Source organism: Sporosarcina sp. G11-34 (genome assembly GCF_026931025.1).
In genome coordinates this window covers 152,471-176,894 of record NZ_JAHNZW010000005.1, presented here as the reverse complement: position 1 = coordinate 176,894, position 24,424 = coordinate 152,471, and the positions used below count along the sequence as shown (strand labels likewise).

Genomic DNA, 24,424 nt, shown 5'->3' with positions numbered 1-24,424 from the left:
TCGATTCTTGTTTTGGCGCTGACATAGATTACTCTCCCACGACAATTCTTATATTTTAATGATGGGTTGTCTGCATTCTTGCATAATAAAGAAATGGATTTTACATTCAATTGGGATTCCTCCTTTCACCTATTATTATCAAAACCATTAGATTTTGACCTGTCAAGAGTTATTTTCAAGTATAGAAGAAATCAGGTACACCTATTAGAGTCGCAGTATTTATATTTGATTTAATTTGAGGTACATATGCGAGACGCTAATCAGTAAATTCATTACAATTGCATAGGGATAATAAGGAGATGTCGACTAAACAAGACTTAGTCGGCATCTTCTTTTTGTTTATTCAAAGACGTGTGGTGTCATAATTACACCGCGCACAGTGGCCCTTAAGTAACCCAATTGCTCCGAATTTAAACCAATTTTTGTAATGTTGAAAGATTGGGTATAGGTGTTTAATCGACAGAGTATTCACACTAATAATGAGGGTCTTTAAAAGTTATATTTATCATAGAGTATCTTGAACGCTATTTTTACTGCCATGGAAAAAGTATTGACTGGTGCATTGGTAACTTTAATGTACTGCTTAATTATGTAAAAAGGGGGGGAATCATCAAGTAAAGTGATTCAGCATTGGTTAATCGGCCGTGTTTGGAATTATATTGGGGATCAAAAAAACTAGGGAGGTTTTGAAATGACTGTAGATCATTCTGCTGAACTTATGAAAAGTATGATCGCAAAATTGTACAATACGATTACAGGAGATGATGAAAAAATCAAATTGCCTAGAAATAAGTCTGTGACATGGTTGTTACCAGGCTTGCCGTTTTCAACGAAAGATTTTGAATACTGCGCCGGGGGCTTGGGTTATTCCGATGAATCGGATATTGCGGAGACATATAATATGAGGCATCATCAGGCCTTTGCGCTTTCCCGTCTTTTAGATTTTATCCCGGATGTGTCCAATGAATTTTTGGATGCAAGTATGCAGCAATCCATATTCACTTCGACTCAGGATACAATCAGTTCGGTTTATGGAGATGTCCTTAAATACAGCAAAGTAGTTCACAAGGAATTGAGTGAACCAGAAAAGGAAAAGCTGCAAAGGTTTCGCAATCTGCTTTCTGTTACCAAAGAAGTGAAAGACATTTTTACTGATGAAATGAAGACTGTAACAGAACCCGGACCAATGACGCTAGCCTACCTTACTTATGAGGAAAAGTATGATTATGCGGTTAATGAATATAAGAATCTATTGGTTAATGCCCAAACTGCAAGAGGGAATGACCCTGAGGCTATGAGAAGAGTCGCCGAGTTTGCGAACAAGGCACAGTTCATGAGAAGAAGGATGGAATCTGCCGAAATGGCATGGTCAGCCTTAGGTTATAAAAATGAATTTAAACAGATTGGTTCCTACATTGATCAGGTAACCTCAAAGAGCATGGTGTTGTACAAGCAGGACTTGATCAACAAGTATAATAACGGTCTTCTTTCGAGTGCGCTTGATGGGGGAAGCGATTTTTATTACACCACCTTGATCCCGGGTAATTTTGCCACTAGTCCAAGCTGGACAAGGTTTACTTTTTATCAAGGGGATTATGAAAATAATGCCAATAAAAAAACAAGTCAATCGGGTGCCGGGGGTTCTGCCGCTTTTGGTTGGTTCTCTGTAGCTTCAAAGGCAGGCCGCTCGAAGATTAACCAGTCTAACAATCAAAAATCAACCAATTTTAGAGCAGAACTGGAATTCGTTCAAGTGCCGATATGTCGCCCTTGGTTCGATCCAGGTTTTTTCTCGATGAGAAGTTGGACGCTCGATAAATTATGGGATTTAAATTACGATGAAATGGTTTCAGATGGCGGTAAAAATCCTTCTGGCAGACTTGTCGCTTATCCAATCACCGCGTTATTCGTCAGAAATGTTAAGTTGAAATTTGATGAAGCTGATTCTCAGATGCAGCATATGGACGCCCAGACAGAGGTAGGTGGGAGAGTTGGATTCGGACCCTTCAGTATTAAAGGTTCCTATGATTTTGGACATGAAAAACGTGATTTAGATTCGCGTGTAGAAGGCGGAAGAATCGATATTGATGGAATCCAGCTCATTGGATTTATTAATAATATCATTCCTAAATCACCAAACCCGCACCCTGATATCAAGCCGGAAGAATTTGTCGGTGGCGACTTATAAACCATAATAGCTCTTCAGGAGGTGTATGATGGAAGAAAAAGTATCCCTTGCTTTGGCTATCAAGTTGAAGAAGATTTACGAAGAAGAAAACCAGTTTCTAACTTTTCCATTGGGCCTGGCTTATCCCTATAGATCGCTGGAATTCATGAAAGAAGGGTCTAATCTATCCGCACTTGAGCGACTGAATTACAGAGCTGACTTTTCGAGGATGGTCAATCAGATCCCTGCAGACGGGGCATCTGTATTCTCTCCATCCGGCATGTTTTTATGGAATGAGATGAAAAATGTTTTAATTAATGCAGAATTTGCTACAAGCATATTGTCGCAGGAAGAGGAAAAGCAGTTAGCGGAAGCGAAAGACTTTTTAACTGTCGAGGGAGTTGATATAACCGGTAAGAAGTCAATCATTCCATCAGAGGCAACCCAAATATATATTGATTATAAAATTGCATACGAAGAAGCGAATGATATGTATATGTCCGAAAAAATAACGGTTGAAAACACAACAGGAGTGGAAGCGGAGAAACTCCAAGAAGTATGGAAGGAGTGGCGTGAAAAAGAGTTACGCGATTTAAGGGATCAGGCAATGTTCAATTGGGTTAACTTTGGATATAAAAACAAGGTTGAGGCCAGCCAGAAGATACGGAATATCTTGGAAGTGAAAAAGTATTCAGTCCTATACAGAGACGAGTATTTGAATGACATCAATATCGCTGAGTTGGCTGATACAGACGCCCAGGGGATTCCATTTTGTGTCACTGATTTCAATCCAAGGGACGCCTTTGATAAAGACCAGCCTTGGATTTATGTACCATTGTTAAGAAAGGAAATAGACTCCCTCATTCAACAAGCACCCGATTCCTTAAAGGGAGTGTTTACAGCGGATCAGGAAAACGATGATATCCAATCGTTGTCTTTGGAATATAAATACATCGGTATTAAAAGGTCCTGGTTCAGACCCGAGTTTTTTCAAAGTCGATATTGGAAAATGTCCGATGAAAGTATCGTATCTGATGGTGAAAGTCCTGCCCAAGGAAGAATTCCTGCCTATATCACAGGAATGCTTGCTGTAAGGAACATTACAGTGACGAAAAAGAAAAAGACAGGTGAACAGAAAAATAGTGTCCTTCCAATATTAAATATAGCTACACTCCAAAATAATGCAGTGATTAAAGCCATACCCGAATATCGTCTTGCAATTAATCCGGGAACAATGACATTTATGCAAAGTGTAAAGCCGCCAGTTGTGGATGTCGATAACAGATTGAAAAATAATGCCGATTTGTTGCAGACAAGAACAGGTGAACTTGAGCAGAAGCCTGCTATTAGATCAATTGAAATGCCGAATCCCAAGCTTCAAGCGGTGTTTAAACCCCCGGAAACAGCTAAACTGATCTCCAACTTGCATATATATAAGGCTGAAGAATTAATATTTACTCAAAATATCAAATCTATGGGCATTGGCAGTCTAATAGAACCGATTGACAGGATTGTTGCGACACCGGAAACAGTCACAGAAACATACGATTTTGACGGCGTTGCCATTCTTGCTTTTGTATGCCGAAGGGTGCCGCTATCGCCGAATCCGGATCCTACAAAATTTACTTCTCCCCCAGAGCCGGAAGTTGTAAGTCGAAGGGTATCTCTTCCTGTACTAAGTATAGGGAGTAAAGGTGAATACGTTAAACAACTTCAAGAAGCATTAATAGTAGCTAAACTTTACACGGATGTATGCGATGGAATTTTTGGTCCAAATACAAAAAAAGCTGTTGAAAGTTTTCAGGCATCTAATCATCTAACCGTTGATGGAATTGTAGGTCCGATCACATGGGAAGCGGTTCAAAAATTAAGGGAGATAAAGATCCCAGATTAAGTTTTGGATACAGCGCAAGATACTAATCAGTAAACTCACTACGATAGTATAAAACAAAGGAGATACCGACTTTGTCTGTATCCTCTTTTTAATTTGTCCGGATTTTCTGGTACCATTTCGAGATTTTACCGATAAAATAGATGCGGTTACCCAATGTAAAATACTTGCCAGAAGACACCTTCGTTTTGAATTGACAATTTTCTGTCTACTTGGTAATCTGTACAGAGAAAGGAAGGAGTATTGAGAGACACATAGAATTTGGTTTCCAGGTGCTATGTATCATATCATCGCAAGGGGTAAATGAAGATGGAATTCATCTTCATTTTGTTCATGGAAAAAGAGAATAATAGAATTAGAAAGAGAACTACAACTAGTAAAAACGAAAAAGGTATTGTTAAGTAGGGGAATGTTTTATGAATTGTACTTATCTCATTGGGGAGGGCATGAAATGTGCAGAAAATAAAAAAAGTAGTTGTATTGTTATTAATTGTTTTTTTAGTGGCAGGTAATGGGAGTCCATATGTTGTTAGCGCAGAGGAAGAAGATTATTCAATTAGTTCGCCTGAAACTTTTATCTATAATACCGATTTAAGTGAAAATAAACGTCGTCAATTATTTAATGATAATTGGAAGTTTTTTTATGGTGAACAAAGTAATGCTCAGTTTAATGCATACGATGATTCAAAATGGGATGATGTGCAATTGCCGCATGATTACAGTTTAAGTCTGCCATATAGCCAAGCAGGTGAAGCAGAGAGTGGTTATAAACTTGGTGGAATTGGTTGGTATCGCAAGTCATTTACACTAGGTGAAGCCATTAAAGACAAGCGTGTGGTTGTTGAGTTTGGCGGCGTTTATATGAATGCTAGTGTATATATTAACGGACATAAATTGGGTGATCATCCAAATGGGTATACACCATTTGCTTATGATTTAACGGACTATATCAATTACGATGAGGAAAACGTAATTTCTGTTCGTGTTAATCATCAATTTCCATCAAGCCGTTGGTATTCAGGAAGTGGAATTTACCGTAATGTGCATCTTACAATAACAGATGATGTTCATGTTGATCATTATGGTGTTCAAGTGTTAACTCCAAATCTTGAAAATCAAATAGGTAAGGATATTGATGTAGTAGCTAATGCTAAAATTATGAATCAATCATCTGAAGATGTTAATGCAATTGTAAAACAAAGTATTCGTGAAAAAGGTTCGGAAGAACATATAGTTAGTGAACAAAGTGACTTATTAAAAATAAATGCTAATAACTCAGTCCCGTCTATTGTTTCTTTGAAAATGCCTAATCCAACACTTTGGTCTCTATCTAATCCACACTTATATGAAATTGTTACAGAAGTTATAGTGGAAGATAAAGTCATTGATGAATATGTAACGGATTATGGTTTTAGAACTATCGAGTTTAAAGCGGATACAGGGTTTTATTTAAATGGAGAAGCAGTTAAGTTAAAAGGTGTAAGTATGCACTCTGATCAGGGATCATTGGGAGCAGCAGCGCATTATCGCGCTATGGAACGCCAAGTCGAAATCTTGTTAGATATGGGTGTCAATGCAATCCGTGTTACACATAACCCTGCTGCTGATGAACTCATTGAAATTGCAAATAGAAAAGGTATGCTCATCATTGATGAAGCATTTGATACTTGGATAGGCAGCAAAAATGGTAACTACAATGATTATGCTAAATGGTTTAAAGAATCGGTTGGTGATAATCCATTATTGGGTGCAACTGCAGATATGACATGGGCAGAACTTGACATTAAGACCATGGTTCGACGTGGAATTAATGCACCATCTATTATCAACTGGTCAACAGGTAATGAAGTTATGGAAGGTAACAGCGGTCCTTATAATGAATATCCAGCTATTTTAGAGCAATTAGCAACGTGGGTTGTAGAAGTTGATCAAACTCGTCCAGCTACTATTGGTGACAATAAATTTAAAGCCAATTGGAAAGAGTCAGTAAGCTTTGGTAACAAACTGACAGATCTCGGTGGTACTGTTGGTTTTAACTATGCAGATGGACATCAATTTGACCAATTTCATAAAAATTACCCAGAGTGGAAAATGTATGGTGCAGAAACAGCATCATCCATTAACAGTCGTGGCGTTTATAAACCTTCAAATTATAATAAACACTTAACATCATATGATGAGTCAGCTGTAGGATGGGGAAAACTTTCAGCAGATTCATGGTATTCAATTATTACCCGTGATTTTATGGCGGGAGAATTTGTTTGGACTGGTTTTGACTATCTTGGGGAGCCAACACCTTGGAATAATGTGGGTCCAGGTGCGACAGGTGGCTGGCCTTCTCCAAAATCGAGTTATTTTGGTATTGTCGATACAGCTGGGCTGCCAAAGGATCGATTCTACTTCTATCAATCACAATGGAATGAAGAAGTAAATACGCTTCATGTACTTCCAGCTTGGAAAGAAGATATGGTTAATATCGATGATAAAGGGAATGTTCGTGTTGATGTTTATAGTGATGCAAGTAGTGTGGAATTATTTTTTAAAAATGCCAAAGGTGAAGAACAATCACTGGGCAAGAAAACATTCACACAATACACTACAGATGCGGGGCATACTTATCAGGTATATGAGGGTGATGATAAAAAAGGTCAAGATTTCAGAAATCTTTACCTAACATGGGATGTTCCTTATGCAGATGGAACAGTCTATGCTAAGGCCTATGATCAAAATGATAATGTTATTACTAATACAGAAGGCCGTGATAGCGTTACAACATTTAAAGAGGCATCTGAACTAAAACTAAAAGCCGATCGCGACTCTATTGTGGCTAATGGACGTGACTTGTCCTATATTACAATCGATGTATTCGATAAAAATGGGGATATCGTTGAGGATGCTGCAAACTTAATTAATGTAAGTGTAAGTGGTGATGGGGAATTGATAGCACTTGACAATGGTGACCAAGTGGATCATGAACCATATGACAGTGGAAAACGTAAGGTATTTAACGGAAAACTGGTTGCTATTGTAAAGTCAACAACTGATGCAGGCACAATGACACTTCATGTAGAATCTGAGGGAATCAAAGGGCAAAATATAACAATTTCAACCACACCTGATCCTGAAGTACCAACAGAAAAACATGTCATAGGGTATACAATGCCTAAAAATTACTATGTTAAATTAGGATACCAGCCAAATCTTGTATCAAAAACAAAGTTACTTTTTAGTGATGGAACTGAAGAAACTCTTCCAATTACATGGGATATTGAAGGAACCATTTTTGATGAACCCGGAACTGTTAACGTTATAGGACAAGTTGATAAGTATAATCATCGTGTCTTAACTAATGTTACGGTTATTGAATCAGTTGGTGCACTTCTAAACTATTCACTAGCAACTCCGACAGGAAGCGATAATGTTAACTTGCCTTCAAGTAGGCCTCTTGTTTTAGAAAACGGTGATGTTTTACAAACTGAATTCCCAGTAGAATGGGACACTCAAGATGCTGAAAACTATAAAAAACCGGGACTTGTAACCGTTAATGGAACTTCAACAGTGTTTGGTGAAACAATTCCTGTAACTGCGTCAGTTCGCGTTAATGATGCAGAAGTTACGTTAGGTGATAATGTAGCAGATAATAAATTAACATTAACACAAGATATACCAAAAGAATTGCAATCTGATAATTTGGAGTCAATTATCGATGGTAATACAGGATTCGAAACGGTTCAATCAGGACCTAACCCATCTGTTTGGACAAACTATAATATGGCTCAAACAGGACATAGCAAAGCAGAAATCATTTTCACATATGCAACGGCTCAATTCCTAGGATCTGCAGACTTATACTTCTATCAAGATGCTTGGGCTGCACGTTTACCTGAAAATGTTGAACTTTTTTGGTCCAATGAAGGTACAGAGGACGCAAACTGGACAAAATTGGAGAATGTGATAGAAACACGTGGAGAAACATCCGATGGTACACCGAATATCACGAAAATTAATTATCGTTTCAATGGTGTTCCAGCTGTTGCATTTAAGATCGTTTTAACAAGCGATCCTGGAACCAATAGTGCCGGTAAGAAATTAGCGGTCGGACTTTCAGAGGTAGAGTTACGTGTTGAACATAGTTCGCTTAAGATAAATGCCGAAGCAACACTTGGGGATATACTTCTCAACGGTAATAGTGTTTCACCTAAAGAACTAAAGGATAAAGTGATTAACACTGAATACCAAAAAGCAGTTGTTGAAACAGTAAGTGATAAAAACGTTGCAGTAACAGTACTGAAACCGTACGAGAATGTGATTCGCATTATTACAGAATCTGAAGATCACTTGACTAGGGAAATATATACGATAAATTTAGATGGAAATGCACCCGATACGAATTTACCAGCAGATGATGATTCTCGGGACTATCCATACGAAAAAACTACGGCAACTGCAGGAGATTACCACAAAAATCATGCAATAGAAGGTGACCCAAAGTTTGCTGTGGATAACAAAATATCAACAATATTCCATACTCCGTGGGGTGGAACAGATAAATCAAACTTCTGGATTACCTTGGAAATGGAAGAAGTAACAGAAATTGATGCACTCCGTTATTTATCACGTAGTGGCAGTAGTAACGGTATTGTAAATGAGTATAAAGTTGAAGTTTCTTTAGATAACGAAACATGGGAAGAGGTATCGGTTGGTAATTGGCAAAGTAAAACTGATACATGGTCTATTGCAAAATTCGACGAACCAAAAGAAGGGAAATTCGTTCGACTCACAGCCCTGTCAACCTACGGTGATGGAGGTCAAGCTAATCGATTTATGACAGCAAAAGAAATTAGACTTCGTAAAGTAGCTGCTGCAAAAGAATCATTAGAAAGTGCAGAAGTTACTCTCAATCAAGATTTATTTTTATATGATGGGAAAGCAAAGACTCCTAAAGCAACTGTAACATTAGATTCTATCGTGCTTGAAGAGGGAATCGACTATCGTGTAACTTATGAAAATAACGTTGAAGCCGGTGAAGCTAAAATCATAATTAAGGGTCTTGTAAAATACGAAGGTACCTTAGAAAAAATATTCATAATCCTAGACAAGACTGAACTAGTATCCCTAATATCGGAAGCTAAGCAGCTTAATCCAAAGGATTACTCAGAGGACTCAGTTAAGTTTGTAAATGAAGCAATTAAAGCGGCAGAAGAAGCATTAGAAAAGGCTACAACTCAAGCTGAACTGGATGAAGCACTTACTAATTTAGAAGAAGCCATAGGGAATCTTGAAACTATTGAAACCGTGGAAGCTTCTGCAGTGGTCAACCAGTTGAGAGGAAATCAGAATGAATTGGTCATCACCATCGATGAAGTCTATGCAGACGATACTGGAAGCAGGATGTTTACTGAGACAATACTCATCAAAAATAATGCCGAGGGAATTTACCGGGTGGGACGTTACGATGTATTCGTCAACACGAAAGGGAATACTAAGGTCCTTGAAATCTATATCGTCGAATAGCAAAAAAACGGTTCAGCCTTTGGGTTGAACCATTTTTTCTTGATTTCAGGTACCTATAATGTTAAAAAAATCGGTACCCGTGCATGAGACTATTCTGGCTATACAATACAATTGCATAAAGTGGAAATGGGAAGTTGACTCCCCGGTAATTTATAGACGTTTCTTTGAATTTTTAGTCGAAACTTTGAATTACCGTAATTCAATCGTGCACAGGTACCCCAAGCGAGTTCTCCGAGCGTAACACAAGAGATTACTGATTCTGTTATACTAACATAGTAGAGATACTCATTATAAAACGTTAATTAATTAATAACCAACATCCAGAAGTTAGTCAGGGAGTGTTTAGATGAAAGAACCTTATTACATAACAGCATCTAAGAAAATGTGTCAAGAGGCAGGGATGAATCCAAACGAGCCTTCAAGACCCAAGAAAATTTTAAGCGAAGCAGCGTTTAAAGAAAAAAGAGAAACCTATAGCGAAATATTATCCGTTGTGAGTTTTTTCTCGAATAAGTTACTGGACTCCTTAAAAGGGACGCCTATCCTCGTAGCTGTTTCAGATGCAGAGGGGTATCTTTTGAATATTGAAGGAGATGCATCGAGCAAAACGGTAATTGAACAATTTGGCATTAGAAGTGGCAGTCTTTTCATTCAAGAAGATACAGGAACGAATGTGATCAGTCTTGCGTTGCAACAGAAGCATCCAATCAGCCTCATTGGCGACCAACATTATCACAAGGTTCTTCATGGAATTGCTTGTTACGGAACAGCGTTTTACATAAGAGATGAAAACAAAAAACTAGGAAGCGTATCTATCATGATGCCGATTCAGTTTCAAAATCCGCTCTTTTTAACGATGTTAAGTCAATCGGTAGACTCTATTGAAAGAGAATTATTACTTAGGAAACAAAACAGCAAGCTAGATATTCTCAATCAAATTATGTTAAGTAGAACCCGCAATGGAATTGTCATTACAGATGAAAAAGGAATCACTACCGAGTTTAATGACTTTGCCCAAAAGGTCTCGGGTATTAGCCGAAATCTAGTCATTGGAAGAAACATTCGTGAATCTCCTCATACTGGCGACTATTTCAAAGAAGTACTTGAACAAGGAATAGTATTTACTAATGAAGAACTTATGTTTGAAGATGAATCCGGCGATCTTGTCGTCTGCCTATTCGATGCGCAGCCTATTTACGAAGGGAACAAGATGATTGGTGCTTTCGGTCAGTTCAGGGATATTTCAGAACGGTATTTATTGCAAGAGCAATATAACTACTTGGCCTATCACGATGACTTAACAAAACTGCCTAACCGCCGATATATAAAGAAAGAAATAGAAGATATCATCGAGGAGATTCACACAGGCGAGCATCGTACGTTAGCCCTTATATACATAGATTTGGATCGTTTTAAAGTGATTAATGATAATTTTAATCATTCATACGGGGACAGTCTCTTAGACGAGGTGAGTAAGCGTTTATCAAATGGTCTAGGTGAAAATGAAGTTCTCGCCCGAATGGGTGGAGACGAATTCATTTTCTTACTGGTCGATTTTGATGAGCCAGATTACGTAACGAAGAAAGCAGAAGAAATTCTCAGTCTGTTTGATCAGCCGTTTTCTGTTAAAAACAAAGAAATTCATACGACAGCAAGCATTGGGATTGCGATTTATCCCGATTATCCACTTTCATATGAAGAGCTAATGGTTTACGCTGACAACGCAATGTTCCAAGCGAAATTACAAGGTAAAAACCGTTATGTCGTTCACACATCCAAATTATTAGAGGGTATGCAAGACGAATACAGCCTTGAGATAGATTTAAGAAAAGCGCTGGAGAACAACGAGTTTTTACTTCATTATCAACCTCAAGTTCATAATCTTACCGGAGAATTGGTTGGATATGAAGCTTTAATTCGCTGGCAACATCCCGTACATGGGCTTTTATATCCCGATAAGTTTATCAAAGCAGCAGAAGAAAACGGTTTAATTATCCAAATTGGCGAGTGGGTCATTAATGAAGCCTGTACCCAGAACAAATTGTGGCAAGATGCAGGTATGCAACCACTGAAAATGTCCATAAACCTATCTACACAGCAATTCCTTACGACAAACCTTATTACATATGTGGAGGAAGTATTGGAACGTACTGGACTTGATCCGCAGTACTTTGTTGTGGAGATTACGGAATATATGGCAATGGAATACGATTATTCCATTCGTGTATTGAAACAGCTAAAAGCGCTCGGTATCGGAATCAGTATTGATGATTTTGGAACAGGATACAGCTCGCTCAATTATCTTAAAAACTTCCCAATCGACTCGATTAAAATCGACAAATCTTTCGTCGACGAATTACTGAAGGATGAGAACAACGCCTTTATTGTGAGGGCAATCATTACGTTAGCGCATAATCTTCAAAAGGAAGTCATTGCGGAAGGCGTCGAAACAATAGAACAGCTAAATTTTCTAAAAGAACATCATTGTGATATTAGTCAGGGCTATTACTTCAGCAAACCACTTCCACCAGAGGAAATTGAGAAAAGGTATTTTCAATAATAAAGATATAGAGGGAGCACAATAACAACATGAAAACGATATCATCCGTATTAGTAGCGAATTTTAAACATTGGGGAATTAACCATATATTTGGTATTCCGGGTAAAGCAGTCTCTCCAATCTTATTTGAAATATTGAACCATGAATTAGAATTCGTATTAAGCAAACACGAAGCAGCAGCGGGATATGAAGCGACAGGCTATTCGTTGATGAATGGAAAAATGGGTGTCGCCGTGGGTACGTCCGGTCCAGGAGGTACAAATCTAATTTCAGCAGCTGGTCAAGCGAAAGCGTCCAATGTGCCTCTATTAATCATTACAGGACATCCTTCGATGAAAGATACAGGTAAACCAATGGGACAGGATTCCAGCATATTTGGTACAGATCTTGTGGATATGTTCAAATCAGTCACAAAGTTCAGTGCACGGGTAGAACGTGGAGACATGCTGCAGCCTTTCTTAGAGCACGCACTAGCAACCGCGGTAGCAGGTGTAAGAGGACCAGTGCATCTATCCATTCCTTTTGATGTTTTACTGGAAGAGATTGAACCATTTGAAATCGACTTGCCCGAGTCTCATGAAATGATTTCCCCAAGAAACGCAGAAGTTATTGAAAAGTTGAATGCGGCAAATCGCCCCCTTCTATTTTTAGGGAAAGGCGTTCATTCTAGCAAGGCATATGAAGAAGTACAGCATCTTGCTGAGCATTGGAATATCCCAGTCATCACCACACCGGGTGGGAAGGGAACATTCCCAACGAATCATACGCTTTCTTTAGGAGCATTTGGTTTGGGTGGTACGCCGGAAGCAACCGCGTATTTTGGAGACCGTGTTGACTTATTAATTGTTATCGGCTCGAAGTTAAGTGACATGTCGACGGCTGGCTTATCTGTAGAGATGTATCCCGACGAAGTCATCCACTTTGACTATGACCCAACTTATATTGGAAAAACAGTTCAAGTACCCACTACGCCTGTCCTTGGCGATATTAAGTCTAACTTGACCGAAATTCTAAAAGACATTCCGGCAACAAATAGTGAAACCTATTTATTACCGATTGAGAAAAAAGAACTTCAGGTCAATGAACCAGGCGAACCGATGTCTGCAGTCCAAGTATTACGGGCAATGCGTAATGCACTTCCAGAAGACGCGATTATTTTTGGTGATGATGGAAGCCATTCATTTTACGGAATAAAATATTTTGATATTTACAAACCAGGGACATTTTTCTTCGATGATATCTTCGGTGCGATGGGGAACGGTATTGGTTATTCCATCGGAGCCAAGTTAGCTGCGCCAGAGGAAACGATTATCTGCCTAGTTGGGGATGGTTGTATGTTCATGCACGGAACGGAAATTTCAACAGCGTACAACTATAATTCAGCAGTCCTGTTCATCGTTTTGAATAATGGACGTTTGGATATGGTGGAAAAGGGAATGCAAAAAATGATTGGAACATCGATTGGTGGCATTTATGAGACGCCGCTCGATGCAACTAAATTTGCGGAATCTATGGGGCTAGAAGCATACACATGTTATAATCCAAATGATTTAGTAGAAATGATTAATAAAGCATTAATTAAGATCGAAAAGACCAACAAGCCAATTCTAATTGAAGCGATTGTTGATGAAAATGAAATTCCACCTACAATGGGGAGGCAATAAGATGGAGAATAACGAACGATATACGGCTGGTTTAAAGGTAATGGAGGAATTATTTCCCCAGGAAGTACGCAGTATGATGGAGCAAATGAAAGAAGTCTCACCAGACCTATGGAATATGATCGTCTCCTTTGGTTTTGGAGACCTTTATACTAAAAATACTCTTACCCTCCAACAACGGGAAATCATTACAATTACCTCACTCATCACACAAGGCGCTTTTGGGCAGCTTGAAGTTCACTTTCGTGCAGCCTTGAGAGTAGGGTTAACAAAAGAGGAAATTTCCCAAATCATCATTCAGTGCGCTGGATATGTAGGCTTTCCAAAGGCTGTTCAAGCAATGGGAATGGCTGGGGAGATATTTAAGGAGAATTGATTTTGGGTTGCTGACGAGATAGCACTTTGAATGTACAAAGTGCATTGATTTGCGTTCCAGTCGGACAGTGCGGAAAGTTACAGTTCAATCTTTCCCTGACGCTTTCCGGTGTGGCGGGCGGTTAGTCTCCTCGTCGCTAAAAGAGTACTCCCAAACGCTATCGCTTTTCGGTCGCAAAAGCCGTTCTTCGTGACGGCTCTTCCTGCGGGGTCTAAATCAAGTACATGTATAATTTCTGTAAAGGGCACAGAAATTATACAAACCGAACCCTACGTCGTTCGGCTCGCTAAATTCCACTGGAGTCGCCGACTTCCACTCCAATCAACTAGAGTGGTAGGTCTAGAGAATAGATTATCAGCCTAAATAAGATTTGAGATACATCTGCAAAACAGTGTTTTGACTACACATTACAATTGTATAAAGTGAAAAGGGGAAACTGACATATAGCGCTTTGTCAGTTTCCCTTTGTTTATTAATTGCACCGTGGATAGGTAACTTTTCCGGGTACTATTTCCGAATTTAAATTACGGGTACCTTCCACAGTATGTTACCCAATAATTGGAAACCCCGAAATTGGTGCGAACTATTTTACGCTTACTTTTGAAAGGTGAAAAGCCAACGAGATTTGGGTATTAAAAGCAACGTAAACTAGTATGAAAACCAACTATTTTATAAGACGGCCAAAGAAATGAAATAATGAAAAGTAATTGGAATACTAATCCCTTCATAATTGGACCCACCATAAATTCACCGGTAATTTTATTGATTAATGTTTTTTACCATCGTTATAACCTTTATCATAGCTCTTTCCATGTCCGTGTGGTAAATCAACTGGCCTTTCTGAATCATTGGTTTCCCGCCTATCCTTAGAAATTGCGTCTGCATAGCCCCTTCTGTAACTTCTCTCATGTCCAGTTGGTAATTCATTGCGATCATCAGTCATTAATTACAACTCCTCTCGCCATTTTTGTAAAAGTCTATTAACTAAGGTTACCATGAAAATATCTTTATACAAACTAAAGAGTATACTCGTGAGTATTGCGGACTGTATGAACATCTTATGCAGTGGTTTTAATTTTATTCTGGGATTTTGTGCATGATGGCATTCAGTGCATGCAATAATATCGCATAAAGTAAAAAGGGAAGACTGTTAATCGACATTTCGTCCACTCCTTATTTCAATTAAACTCAAATATTTGAATTGAGGTTACGGACCCATACACGGCTGCCTCTTAATATGCTATGATAATTACGGGAATATTCCTTTAAGTATACATAAGTTGGGAGTGGAGCGTACTCATGGACTCATTAGAAAATTGGGCAGATGTTGAAGATATCGAAACATCGTTACATTTTGTGCTTGGAGAAAACAAACAGAATGTTTGGTTAGCAGAACAGATTCACGCCAATTTTGGAGCGGTCTCGGTTATCGATCCCCGGTACAAGGGCGGAGAAATCAGGAATGGGATACAGTATACGAATATGGAGTTAGCAAGGACTACGTTTGATCTCCCAGATAATCTTTATTTTCATTCGTATATGGATCCAAAGAACAGAAAGCGGAAGCGGAAATAACTTTAAATTTTTATAGAGGAAAAATTGGTACCTGTGCATAACGGTATTATTCAAGTCTTTGAATTTTTATATTTCCACCACGCACGGGTACTTTCCACTATTTAAACCGTTCCTCATTTATTATTGCGGTAGTCGCGTACGTCGACGAACATCGATCTTTTGTTGTCCCACATTTCGACCTGCTCTAAATCCTCGAAAGCCTTTTGATTCGCACCGGTTCCTCAATCGCCTTCTCATATTTTTCTCGTTTACAATTACATCTATGACATTTTGAATTCCTCAGGCTAATATCCTCCACTTAAACACCTTGCACCAAATAGTTGTGTTGTATTTGACAACGCTTTTAATTACTTGCTTGCTTTTAAAAAAATGGATGACAGACACACCGTCGAGATCCTACTCGACATATATATTCTTAATACTCTTAAAGTCTTAGGTTATTGGTAGGGGCAAATTGCGTTTCACCTTCGGCTGAATTTGCTACACTGGTGAGGGTATTTTGCATTGTCGGGGCATGCAAAGACAAATACCCAAACTTGTACCATTTTGACCTGTCCATTTACATACGATTATACTGAGCCTTCGAAACGATGTACCCCTTGTTTTCAGCCAACGAATCACTCTTTTAATTGTCGCGATGTACCAACGTAATAACTCTTTATTTTTCCACTTACCATACGTCTCGTACACCCACTTAAATTTACCTCTCATCTTGTTGAAGTTAGGCAAGCTAAAGTAGGAGTTCCGCAGCAAAATGCCCGTGTTTAATCCGACTCTGATCACTAAAGATGAAAGAATCAGAAACAGTGACCCACTTAATAATAAATACATATTCAATCTCCTCTCGTTGTTATAAATGTAAGTATATTATTCCTTGTATGTCGATAGGGGTATTTAGCTATAAGCACGATAGCTTTTTCATAGAGCTGGGGGTGTTCATTTTTTATATAGGCTTTTAATTCGTGGAAGGATACAGTGGGGTGTATTTTATTTATGAAAAGAGGTTGGTAGAAATGGTTATTTTTCAGATAGCTATTTCTATTCGTGTAGAAGGCGTGAGCAATTTATACAACCTTTTGGGCCCTAAATGAATTAGAGGGAAATATATTATCTATCAGTAATAATTACTTTTGTGTGATGGAATTTATGCATCAAAAGTATTGAAAATGGCTTGCCTGCTGATAGGTAGTGCTATATAATTACTTGAGGATATATTACCCATGAAGATCTTCAACTCGTTTAGGACCAAGTGTCTACTGAATTGTTGATAGGTTAATCACTACTAGTGCCATGAAAACTGATGGTGTAATGGATAGTCGTCTTACATATGTTATTGGAGGAGTTAAGTTGGAGAAAAAGGATATTCTGAAAAAACCTTATCTAATTGGTGGCGGCATAGTAATTTTGATTGTTATTATCATAATCGCATCTATGTCTAGTTCATCGGCTAAGGCAGTAAGTAAAAAAGAGAATGAGATTACTGTTTTACAGGACGAGCTTAAAGCGAAACAGGGAATCATAGAAGAGAAAGATACTGAGATTGTTGAATTGAATGAGAGAATTGAGGAAGCGAAACCGTGGTTCGAACTTAAGGAAAAAGAACGGAAAGAGAAAATTGAGCAAGCGGAAGCAAAAGAAAAGGCCAAAAAAGTAGCTGAAGAAAAGAAAGCCGCCGCAGCCAAAAAAGAGGCTGAAAAGGTAGCTGCAGAAAAAGCTGCTAAGGAAGCCGCAGCCGAAGCAGAAGCTAAGAAAAAAGCAGAGGCTGAAGCTAAAAAAGGTTATGATACTGGGATTACATTTAATCAGCTAGCAAGAACTCCTGATAAGTATGAAGGAGAAAAAGTGAAATTCCGTGGTAAAGTAATCCAAGTAATTGAAGGTGACGGAGAAACACAAATTAGATTTGCAGTTAATGATAATTACGATACAATTCTTTTCGCGGCATTCGAGTCAGATATTGTAGAATCAAGGGTATTAGAAGATGATGTGATTACGATAATGGGGATATCAAATGGATTGTTATCCTACGAATCTACTAACGGTGGAAATATTACGATTCCGAGTGTACTAATAGATAAGATTGATCAGTAATTTGGTGATTGATTCTAGCATTGAAAAATGCTTACACTTGCATAAAGCAAACAAAAATCTAGCTGAATTTAATATCTGCTAGATTTTAAATATGTGATAAGGCCCGAGCTTCAACTGCATATATTGCGGTTGGAGTATTTTATTGGTTTGTATAAAACATAAAACACTTTAATATATAGGAGAAGAATGATGAAAAAATTATTAGTTGCATTAATTATAGGGTTACTCAGTTTTACCTTTTTTGTTGGTGATGCTTGGGCACATCCGGGTCGAACAGATAAGAACGGTGGGCATACTTGTAGGACGAATTGCGCAAAGTGGGGATATAAAACGGGAGAATACCATTTTCACAATAAAAATAAAAGCACAACTTCGAGTTCCAGTGCTACTACTAGTCGAAAAACTAGTGCACCCGCTACCACACCAGCTCCAAAGCCTGCATATACCCAAGAAGACGTTGATAGTGGAAGAGAGTCAGGAAGGAAACTTGGCTATGAAGACGGATATGCCAGAGGAAGTCAAACCCCTAAATCTGCCACTGGCAATGAAGGATATAAAATAGGATATGCAGCGGGGTACGAAGCAGGTTATAATGATGGCCTTAGAAAAATCAGGGATGAAGATAAGTTAGCTGGAACTACTTCGGGTGAAGCGGATGGAAAGACCAGTTACCGAGATGGTAAAGATAAAGAAGTTGCGTATATCAGTGATCAATCAGATGATTGGAATACCGCCTATAAAGCAGCATTTATCAAAACATATGACTATGAAAAGATTATACATAGTTCTGAGCAATCAGGACATGAATTAGGGTACTCCCTAGCAGAATTGGTAGTACCGGCTAATCTTGCCAAGGATGAAACGTTGAAAAAAGCATTCGAGTCTCATTATAAGATAGGCAATGAAGAACGAGTGAAAGAAGAAAAAAGTAACCATTTGGCGCTAGGGAAGAAAGACGGATATGCCTTAACGGCGTTGGCAATAGATTCGCTTGACGACCGATTTGTTGATTCTTATAAACAGGGCTATGAAGAAGGAAAGTTAAAGTTAAAAGCTGAAATTTTAGATGAGGGGCATCAATCTGCTTTTATTAATATGAAGTATGAAGTACCAGGGACCTATGAACAACAGGAATTAAAAGATTGGCATAAAGAGGGTTATGAAGCCAATGACATTGCCGTGGAAATTAAAGAAAAAGCCTTTGAAGAAGGTCGTACAAATGCTGAATATGTCATTCCTGAAGAATTTAAAGTGAATGCTGAAGCCACTGCATTGTATAATTCACTGTTTGAGGAAGGCCAGGAAAAAAGAGCTGAGGAAAAACGAAAGAACATGATCTATACTGCAGGAATTGGAATACCCTCTGCCGGCGCGGCTGTGGGGGGATACTTCTTGATGAAACGGAAGAGGAAGAAAACGATTTAATATATTATTTTATAGCCCCAGCTACTAATGTCTTAGGGTGTTGCTGGGGCTATCTTTGTGCTTAAAAATGGATGCCTGTGGAAAGCACCATAGAGACTATATACTACAATCATATAAAGTGAAATGGGAAAGCACACTGGTCAATATTTTTTATATTTTTCTTTGAATCATTATTTGAAACCTTGAATTGTCATACTTCAGTCGTACACAGGTACCTATCACTAACTAACAAATCATATCCAAATTTTGATTGGTTTATCTTGTTGAGGTAAAAAAAATGGTGTTAGTTACTGTATGAAACATCAAGTAATTTTGGTTGATAGAAAAAGTATCCACCTCTAATTGGTGCTTTCACAATATAACGCTTTGTCGATAAGCCATTGGTTTTATTCATATTAGTGAATTAACAGGGGGGACTGCCAGAGTAATAACTGAGCAAATAAATTTCCAAGCTTCGAAAACCTATAAGCCTGCAAATACTTATTACTTTTTCCATTAATAGACCATATCATCAGCTTGTTAAGCCGAATTTCCATTGTATCAACATATTCTTTCGTTGGTTTAAAATATTATTCATATGTTTTAAGGATATTTCTGCAAGAACAGTTGCTCTCTGTTTAATACCTACTTTCCAATTATTCCGAACCTACCGCATACAAATGTGAAGTTGATTGACTAATGGTCATCTAGCTATACTTGAATTGATTCTATGATTCCCTAGCATTGACAAATAGATGGAGCTACATCTATTCTAATAGTGGGTGATGGAACACTGAGTCTAACTCAATTAAAAATTACTATTACAATAAAACATGTAATAACAAGGAGACTGAATTGAGGACATTACAACTAACACTTCATGAAGCAATTGAAATAACAAAAGCATTAGCAAATGAAAACCGAATGGAAATTATAAAAGAATTAACTGGTGGTCCGAAAAATGTTAACGAAATATCGGCCGCGCTAAATATACCTTTTTCTACGGCAGCAGCCAGCATTAGCAAACTTGAGGAGTCAGGATTAATAAATACGGAGATTGTTCCCGGGCGTGGAAATCAAAAAGTTAGTTCAAAACGCTATGACAGAATCATTATAGATTTGGAGGAGAAGATACATTCTACAGAAGATATGATAACGTTTGAACTAGAAATTGGGGATTACGTTCATTGTGAAATTGAGCCGACATGTGGACTATTAAGTGATAAAGGAATAATTCATACACTTGATGATCCCCGTTCATTTTTTGAACCAGAGAGGAAAAGAGCTCAGCTCATCTGGTTCCGATCAGGTTTTATCGAGTACCATTTTCCTAATAGGATACCTTATGGGACAACGGTTGAGGAGTTAAGTTTTTCAGTTGAACTGTGTTCTGAAGCCCCCTATCATAATGAAAATTGGCCCTCTGATATCTCATGCTGGATTAATGGAGCAGAAATCGGTTTTTGGACCAGTCCTGGTGATTTCGGAGGTGAAAGAGGCTTTTTAACTCCAAACTGGTGGGAGACACATAACACACAGTTTGGAGTACTGAAGTATTGGACTATTAATAAGGAGGGAAGTTTTATAGATGGAGTCAAAATTTCTCCCCTCACAATCGATGATCTAAAGCTACAGGAATTACCTTATATCTCACTAAGGTTAGGTGTGAAGAAGGATGCTTACAATCCTGGAGGAATGAACATATTCGGTTCTCAATTCGGTAATTATGAACAAGGAATTATTATGAAAATAAATTACACGAAAACTGTATAGTTGACATTTGCTGACAAAATTATCTAGCAAGATAATATGTCAGTTTTTTTGTTACGTAAATACTTGATTTACTATACGTTTTAGTGTAATAATAAAGAGGAGCAAGTGAAAGCGTTATCATTCAGTTTAAACTTGTTACTATGAAAGTCATTGGGGGAAGAATTATGAAGTTCAAAAAATTAGTTATTGTAGCGTTATCAGCACTTATTGCCTTAAGTGCCTGCTCATCTCAGTCCTCGGAATCAAAAGATGGAAAGATTGAGATTTCATTTATTAATGGATTTACTGGTGGTGACGGAGCCTACATGAAAGAAATTACAGAAGGCTTCAATACATCCCAGGATAAATACAGAGTCGTTGAAAGTCAGGAAAAAGAGCATTATACAAAGTTTAAATCTAGTAATTATGATTTAGTAGTTATTCATGGAAATAATTTAGAGACTTATAGACTCGATGGATTGATTGGAGATGTCGATGCTCTATATGAGAAAGCTGGAATATCAGAATCGGATTTTCATAACGCCGGTATCGACTTGGCTAGGCTTGATGGAAAATTATACGGGTTCCCACTCGATATCCATCCATTAACAATGTTTTACAACGAAGAACTTACTCAAGAAGCGCCAAAAAATTATAATGACTTAGTCGCATTAAATTCGAAATTACATGCTGAAAATAGTGATCTTTATGCACTTGGTATACCTTCAACTGGATTAGTTGAATTTTATATGCTGATGATTGCAGCGCAAAATGGGATTGATTTACAAGATGGAGATTATCTGAATTTCGCACAACCAGAGTATGCGGACGCATTAATGACGTTTCATGACATGGTTTGGAAAGATAAAATTTCCCCGTCTGGTTTAGGTCTTGATGGAGAATTTAAAGCATTTATGAAAGAGGCGGAATCGGGTACAGCTGTTCAAACGGCTGTTGCACTAACTGGACCATGGTATTACGGGGCTGCCAAAGAAAAGTATGGTGATAGTCTAGGAGTTGCTCCTATTCCACAAATTGGAAATCAGGAAGCTGCATCTGGAAATGCGCACATTCTTTCTGTCTCTTCGAAAGTAAAGGATGAAGAGAAGCTAGAAGGAATTGCGGAATTTCTTAAATATACGTTTACTCCGGATAATCTGATTCACTGGGCGGATGGAGGCCAGGCACCTGTACATTTACCAACGATTGAAAAAATAATAAATGAACAAGAGAAATACCAAATTGCTTATCAAAATCAATTACAATTTGATTCATATATAAGCCCTCCTCAGGTTTATCTATATGGAGAGCAAATTCGTTACATGAATGAAAAAGTATTTAGTCAACTTGTTACTAACGAAAAATTAACAAAAGAAAAGTTAATGGTAGAACTAGAAAAAGCTACAAAGAACGCAAAACAAGTTGCAGAGACAAAGCCATAAGAAAAGCGTAGTGTGTCTGTTTATCGGTGAAAGCACTAGTATCATTTCAATGATAAATGATACTAGTCTGTGGTCTCAAAACAGTAATTAATCTTACTAAAAGAGTGACGTGTAAAAATTAGCGTCACTTCTTTCACTAATAAAGTACTAAACTAAGCTTCTGTAGTAAAAGTCGAATTAGTCAGATAAAAAGGTGCAATCTAAGTTTTTTTGTCCCTTTTATATGGAGGTAAAAAATATGCACAAGGGAATGTCGAGAAAAACCTGGGCCTTAATTATGGTCTCGCCTTTTGTTCTTTGCTTTATATTATTTTGGGGTATCCCCATGCTGCTAGGATTATGGGTGAGCCTTCATAATTGGAATTTATCATCAGGAAATAATGGATTCGTAGGCTTGCAGAATTATATAGATATATTAACGCCAGGAACACTTTATAATGGATACTTTATGACAGCATTAAAAAACACATTGGTGTTTGTCTTCATAAGCGTACCACCATTAGTGATTGTATCATTAGGCTTAGCTCTTGTTCTGGATAATTTGCCGGAAAAACTTAAGCCGCTATTCAGAACAATATATTTTGTTTCGTATTCAATTTCTGTTACTGCGGTTTCGGCAATATTTTTATGGTTGTTTAATGAAAATGGAGGTTTTATTAATAATACCCTCGTTTCCTCAGGATTATTAATTGAACCTATAAATTGGCTTAGTGAACAACCTTATGCATGGTTGTCTATTTTAGTCGCGACAGTTTGGTGGACAATTGGCTTTAATATGATGTTATTCATTAACGCGCTAGATGATGTTGATGGTAGTTTGTATGAGGCGGCGGATCTTGATGGTGCCAACTTTTTCTCGAAGTTTCTCTTTATTACGCTGCCTCAAATTCGAAATGTTGCTCTCTTTATTGTGATAATGACAGTCATAGCATCTTTCAACCTTTATGGACAATCGAGGCTTATTACTACAGGTGGACCACAGCAATCGACCACTACTTTAACAATGAATATCCAAGAAACTGTTCTAAGTATGAATCAGCTAGGAATCGGATCCTCAATGGCCGTGTTAATGGGTATAATTATGCTACTTATTACTGCTGGGCAGTATTTTCTTGCTTATAAAAAGAATGATCTTAAGGAAGTGAATAAAAAATGAATAGACGGCAAATAAAAAATCTATTTGTAATTAGTCTGGCGATTTTCATTGCTATCTTATTTCTTCTGCCGCTCATTTGGATGATATTTACATCCTTCAAAACCTTAAGCGAGTCAATGTCCAGCGCTGCCATTTTACCGAAGGTATGGACTTTACAGAATTATATAGAGATATTTTCCTCAACGAGTGATGCTCCAATAATTAGGTGGATATTTAATACTGCTGTCATTACTGCAATAGGAACGATATTAGTTGTTGTGATTGATGTTTTAGCAGCTTATACTTTAGCCCGATTAGATGTTCCGGGTAAGAAGGTAATTATCGGTATGATAATAGGGGCTCTAACAATTCCTGGCATCGTAACTTTATTCCCTGCTTTTTATATTTTCAAGAGCATGAATCTATTGGATACGTTTATACCGCTTATATTTCCTTACACTGCTAGTACAATGGGAGTCTTTCTCATTTACAATTTTCTTCTGTCATTTCCAAAGGATCTAGAAGAAGCAGCCTATATGGATGGGGCTTCACAGTTGCAGATTTTAAGACACGTGATTTTCCCGGCGATTAAACCTGTTACTACTACATTAGGGATCATTACTTTTATGGCCATCTATAATGACTATTTATGGCCATCACTTGTAGTTAACTCAAACGAAATGAAGACAATCACTTTAGGAATAGCTACACTAATACAGGGATCGAACTTTGTAAATCCAGCCAAAATGATGGCTTCTACAGTTGTAGCCACACTTCCAGCCATTGTCGTCTTTTTAATGGCTAATAAATATTTTGTGCGAAGTGTAACTAATTCAGGAATTAAATAAAGGAGCTA

The 24,424-nt window shown here is 37.9% G+C and carries 14 protein-coding genes; 13 read left to right on the top strand and 1 reads right to left on the bottom strand.

The annotated features are described in order from the left end of the window. Positions 1 to 691: 691 nt before the first annotated feature. The 6 genes from KSU66_RS08860 (at position 692) to KSU66_RS08835 (ending at position 14,169) form a co-directional block, all read left to right on the top strand. Entirely contained in the window at positions 692 to 2,188 is a 1,497-nt protein-coding gene (locus KSU66_RS08860) for a hypothetical protein (RefSeq protein WP_269051080.1), read from the top strand. A 28-nt stretch (positions 2,189 to 2,216) separates the two neighbouring features. Further along, positions 2,217 to 4,061 (top strand): peptidoglycan-binding domain-containing protein, encoded by a 1,845-nt coding sequence (locus tag KSU66_RS08855; protein ID WP_269051079.1) that lies wholly within the window; start codon positions 2,217 to 2,219, stop codon positions 4,059 to 4,061. A 450-nt stretch (positions 4,062 to 4,511) separates the two neighbouring features. Further along, positions 4,512 to 9,572 (top strand): glycoside hydrolase family 2 TIM barrel-domain containing protein, encoded by a 5,061-nt coding sequence (locus tag KSU66_RS08850; protein ID WP_269051078.1) that lies wholly within the window; start codon positions 4,512 to 4,514, stop codon positions 9,570 to 9,572. A gap of 346 nt (positions 9,573 to 9,918) precedes the next feature. Further along, complete coding sequence (locus tag KSU66_RS08845; RefSeq protein ID WP_269051077.1) at positions 9,919 to 12,132, top strand: EAL domain-containing protein; 2,214 nt, start codon at positions 9,919 to 9,921, stop codon at positions 12,130 to 12,132. Between the two features lie 29 nt (positions 12,133 to 12,161). Beyond that, the gene (locus tag KSU66_RS08840; protein ID WP_269051076.1) at positions 12,162 to 13,796 is read left to right on the top strand and encodes a thiamine pyrophosphate-binding protein; all 1,635 of its coding nucleotides are present in this window, start codon (positions 12,162 to 12,164) and stop codon (positions 13,794 to 13,796) included. Between the two features lies 1 nt (position 13,797). Beyond that, the gene (locus tag KSU66_RS08835) at positions 13,798 to 14,169 is read left to right on the top strand and encodes a carboxymuconolactone decarboxylase family protein (RefSeq protein WP_269051075.1); all 372 of its coding nucleotides are present in this window, start codon (positions 13,798 to 13,800) and stop codon (positions 14,167 to 14,169) included. 766 nt (positions 14,170 to 14,935) lie between these two features. Here the strand turns inward: KSU66_RS08835 and KSU66_RS08830 are convergent. After that, complete coding sequence (locus KSU66_RS08830) at positions 14,936 to 15,112, bottom strand: hypothetical protein (protein WP_269051074.1); 177 nt, start codon at positions 15,110 to 15,112, stop codon at positions 14,936 to 14,938. 356 nt (positions 15,113 to 15,468) lie between these two features. On the opposite strand from KSU66_RS08830, the gene KSU66_RS08825 reads away from it, so the two are divergent. From KSU66_RS08825 to KSU66_RS08795, 7 genes are all read left to right on the top strand, one after another. Then, a complete protein-coding gene (locus KSU66_RS08825) occupies positions 15,469 to 15,744 on the top strand; it encodes a hypothetical protein (RefSeq protein WP_269051073.1) in 276 nt (91 codons plus the stop codon). Positions 15,745 to 17,091: 1,347 nt separating this feature from the next. After that, positions 17,092 to 17,835, top strand: coding sequence for a toxin regulator (locus KSU66_RS08820; protein WP_269051072.1), 744 nt, complete (start codon positions 17,092 to 17,094; stop codon positions 17,833 to 17,835). Positions 17,836 to 18,024: 189 nt separating this feature from the next. Beyond that, complete coding sequence (locus KSU66_RS08815; protein WP_269051071.1) at positions 18,025 to 19,260, top strand: YHYH domain-containing protein; 1,236 nt, start codon at positions 18,025 to 18,027, stop codon at positions 19,258 to 19,260. 834 nt (positions 19,261 to 20,094) lie between these two features. After that, positions 20,095 to 21,012 (top strand): ArsR/SmtB family transcription factor, encoded by a 918-nt coding sequence (locus KSU66_RS08810; RefSeq protein WP_269051070.1) that lies wholly within the window; start codon positions 20,095 to 20,097, stop codon positions 21,010 to 21,012. Between the two features lie 164 nt (positions 21,013 to 21,176). Further along, on the top strand, positions 21,177 to 22,433 hold the full coding sequence (locus KSU66_RS08805; RefSeq protein WP_269051069.1) for an extracellular solute-binding protein: 1,257 nt from the start codon (positions 21,177 to 21,179) through the stop codon (positions 22,431 to 22,433). A 448-nt stretch (positions 22,434 to 22,881) separates the two neighbouring features. Beyond that, entirely contained in the window at positions 22,882 to 23,589 is a 708-nt protein-coding gene (locus KSU66_RS08800) for a carbohydrate ABC transporter permease (RefSeq protein ID WP_269051068.1), read from the top strand. Continuing rightward, the gene (locus KSU66_RS08795) at positions 23,586 to 24,416 is read left to right on the top strand and encodes a carbohydrate ABC transporter permease (RefSeq protein WP_269051067.1); all 831 of its coding nucleotides are present in this window, start codon (positions 23,586 to 23,588) and stop codon (positions 24,414 to 24,416) included. The genes KSU66_RS08800 and KSU66_RS08795 overlap by 4 nt, the downstream gene beginning before the upstream one ends. Positions 24,417 to 24,424 lie beyond the last annotated feature (8 nt).

Bases quoted from the DNA above. Each gene is read 5' to 3' on its own strand.
- KSU66_RS08825 (WP_269051073.1), top strand. From the start codon at position 15,469: ATGGACTCATTAGAAAATTGGGCAGATGTTGAAGATATCGAAACATCG.
- KSU66_RS08805 (WP_269051069.1), top strand. From the start codon at position 21,177: ATGAAGTTCAAAAAATTAGTTATTGTAGCGTTATCAGCACTTATTGCC.
- KSU66_RS08830 (WP_269051074.1), bottom strand. From the start codon at position 15,112: ATGACTGATGATCGCAATGAATTACCAACTGGACATGAGAGAAGTTAC.
- KSU66_RS08855 (WP_269051079.1), top strand. From the start codon at position 2,217: ATGGAAGAAAAAGTATCCCTTGCTTTGGCTATCAAGTTGAAGAAGATT.
- KSU66_RS08860 (WP_269051080.1), top strand. From the start codon at position 692: ATGACTGTAGATCATTCTGCTGAACTTATGAAAAGTATGATCGCAAAA.
- KSU66_RS08835 (WP_269051075.1), top strand. From the start codon at position 13,798: ATGGAGAATAACGAACGATATACGGCTGGTTTAAAGGTAATGGAGGAA.
- KSU66_RS08815 (WP_269051071.1), top strand. From the start codon at position 18,025: ATGAAAAAATTATTAGTTGCATTAATTATAGGGTTACTCAGTTTTACC.
- KSU66_RS08845 (WP_269051077.1), top strand. From the start codon at position 9,919: ATGAAAGAACCTTATTACATAACAGCATCTAAGAAAATGTGTCAAGAG.
- KSU66_RS08795 (WP_269051067.1), top strand. From the start codon at position 23,586: ATGAATAGACGGCAAATAAAAAATCTATTTGTAATTAGTCTGGCGATT.
- KSU66_RS08840 (WP_269051076.1), top strand. From the start codon at position 12,162: ATGAAAACGATATCATCCGTATTAGTAGCGAATTTTAAACATTGGGGA.
- KSU66_RS08800 (WP_269051068.1), top strand. From the start codon at position 22,882: ATGACAGCATTAAAAAACACATTGGTGTTTGTCTTCATAAGCGTACCA.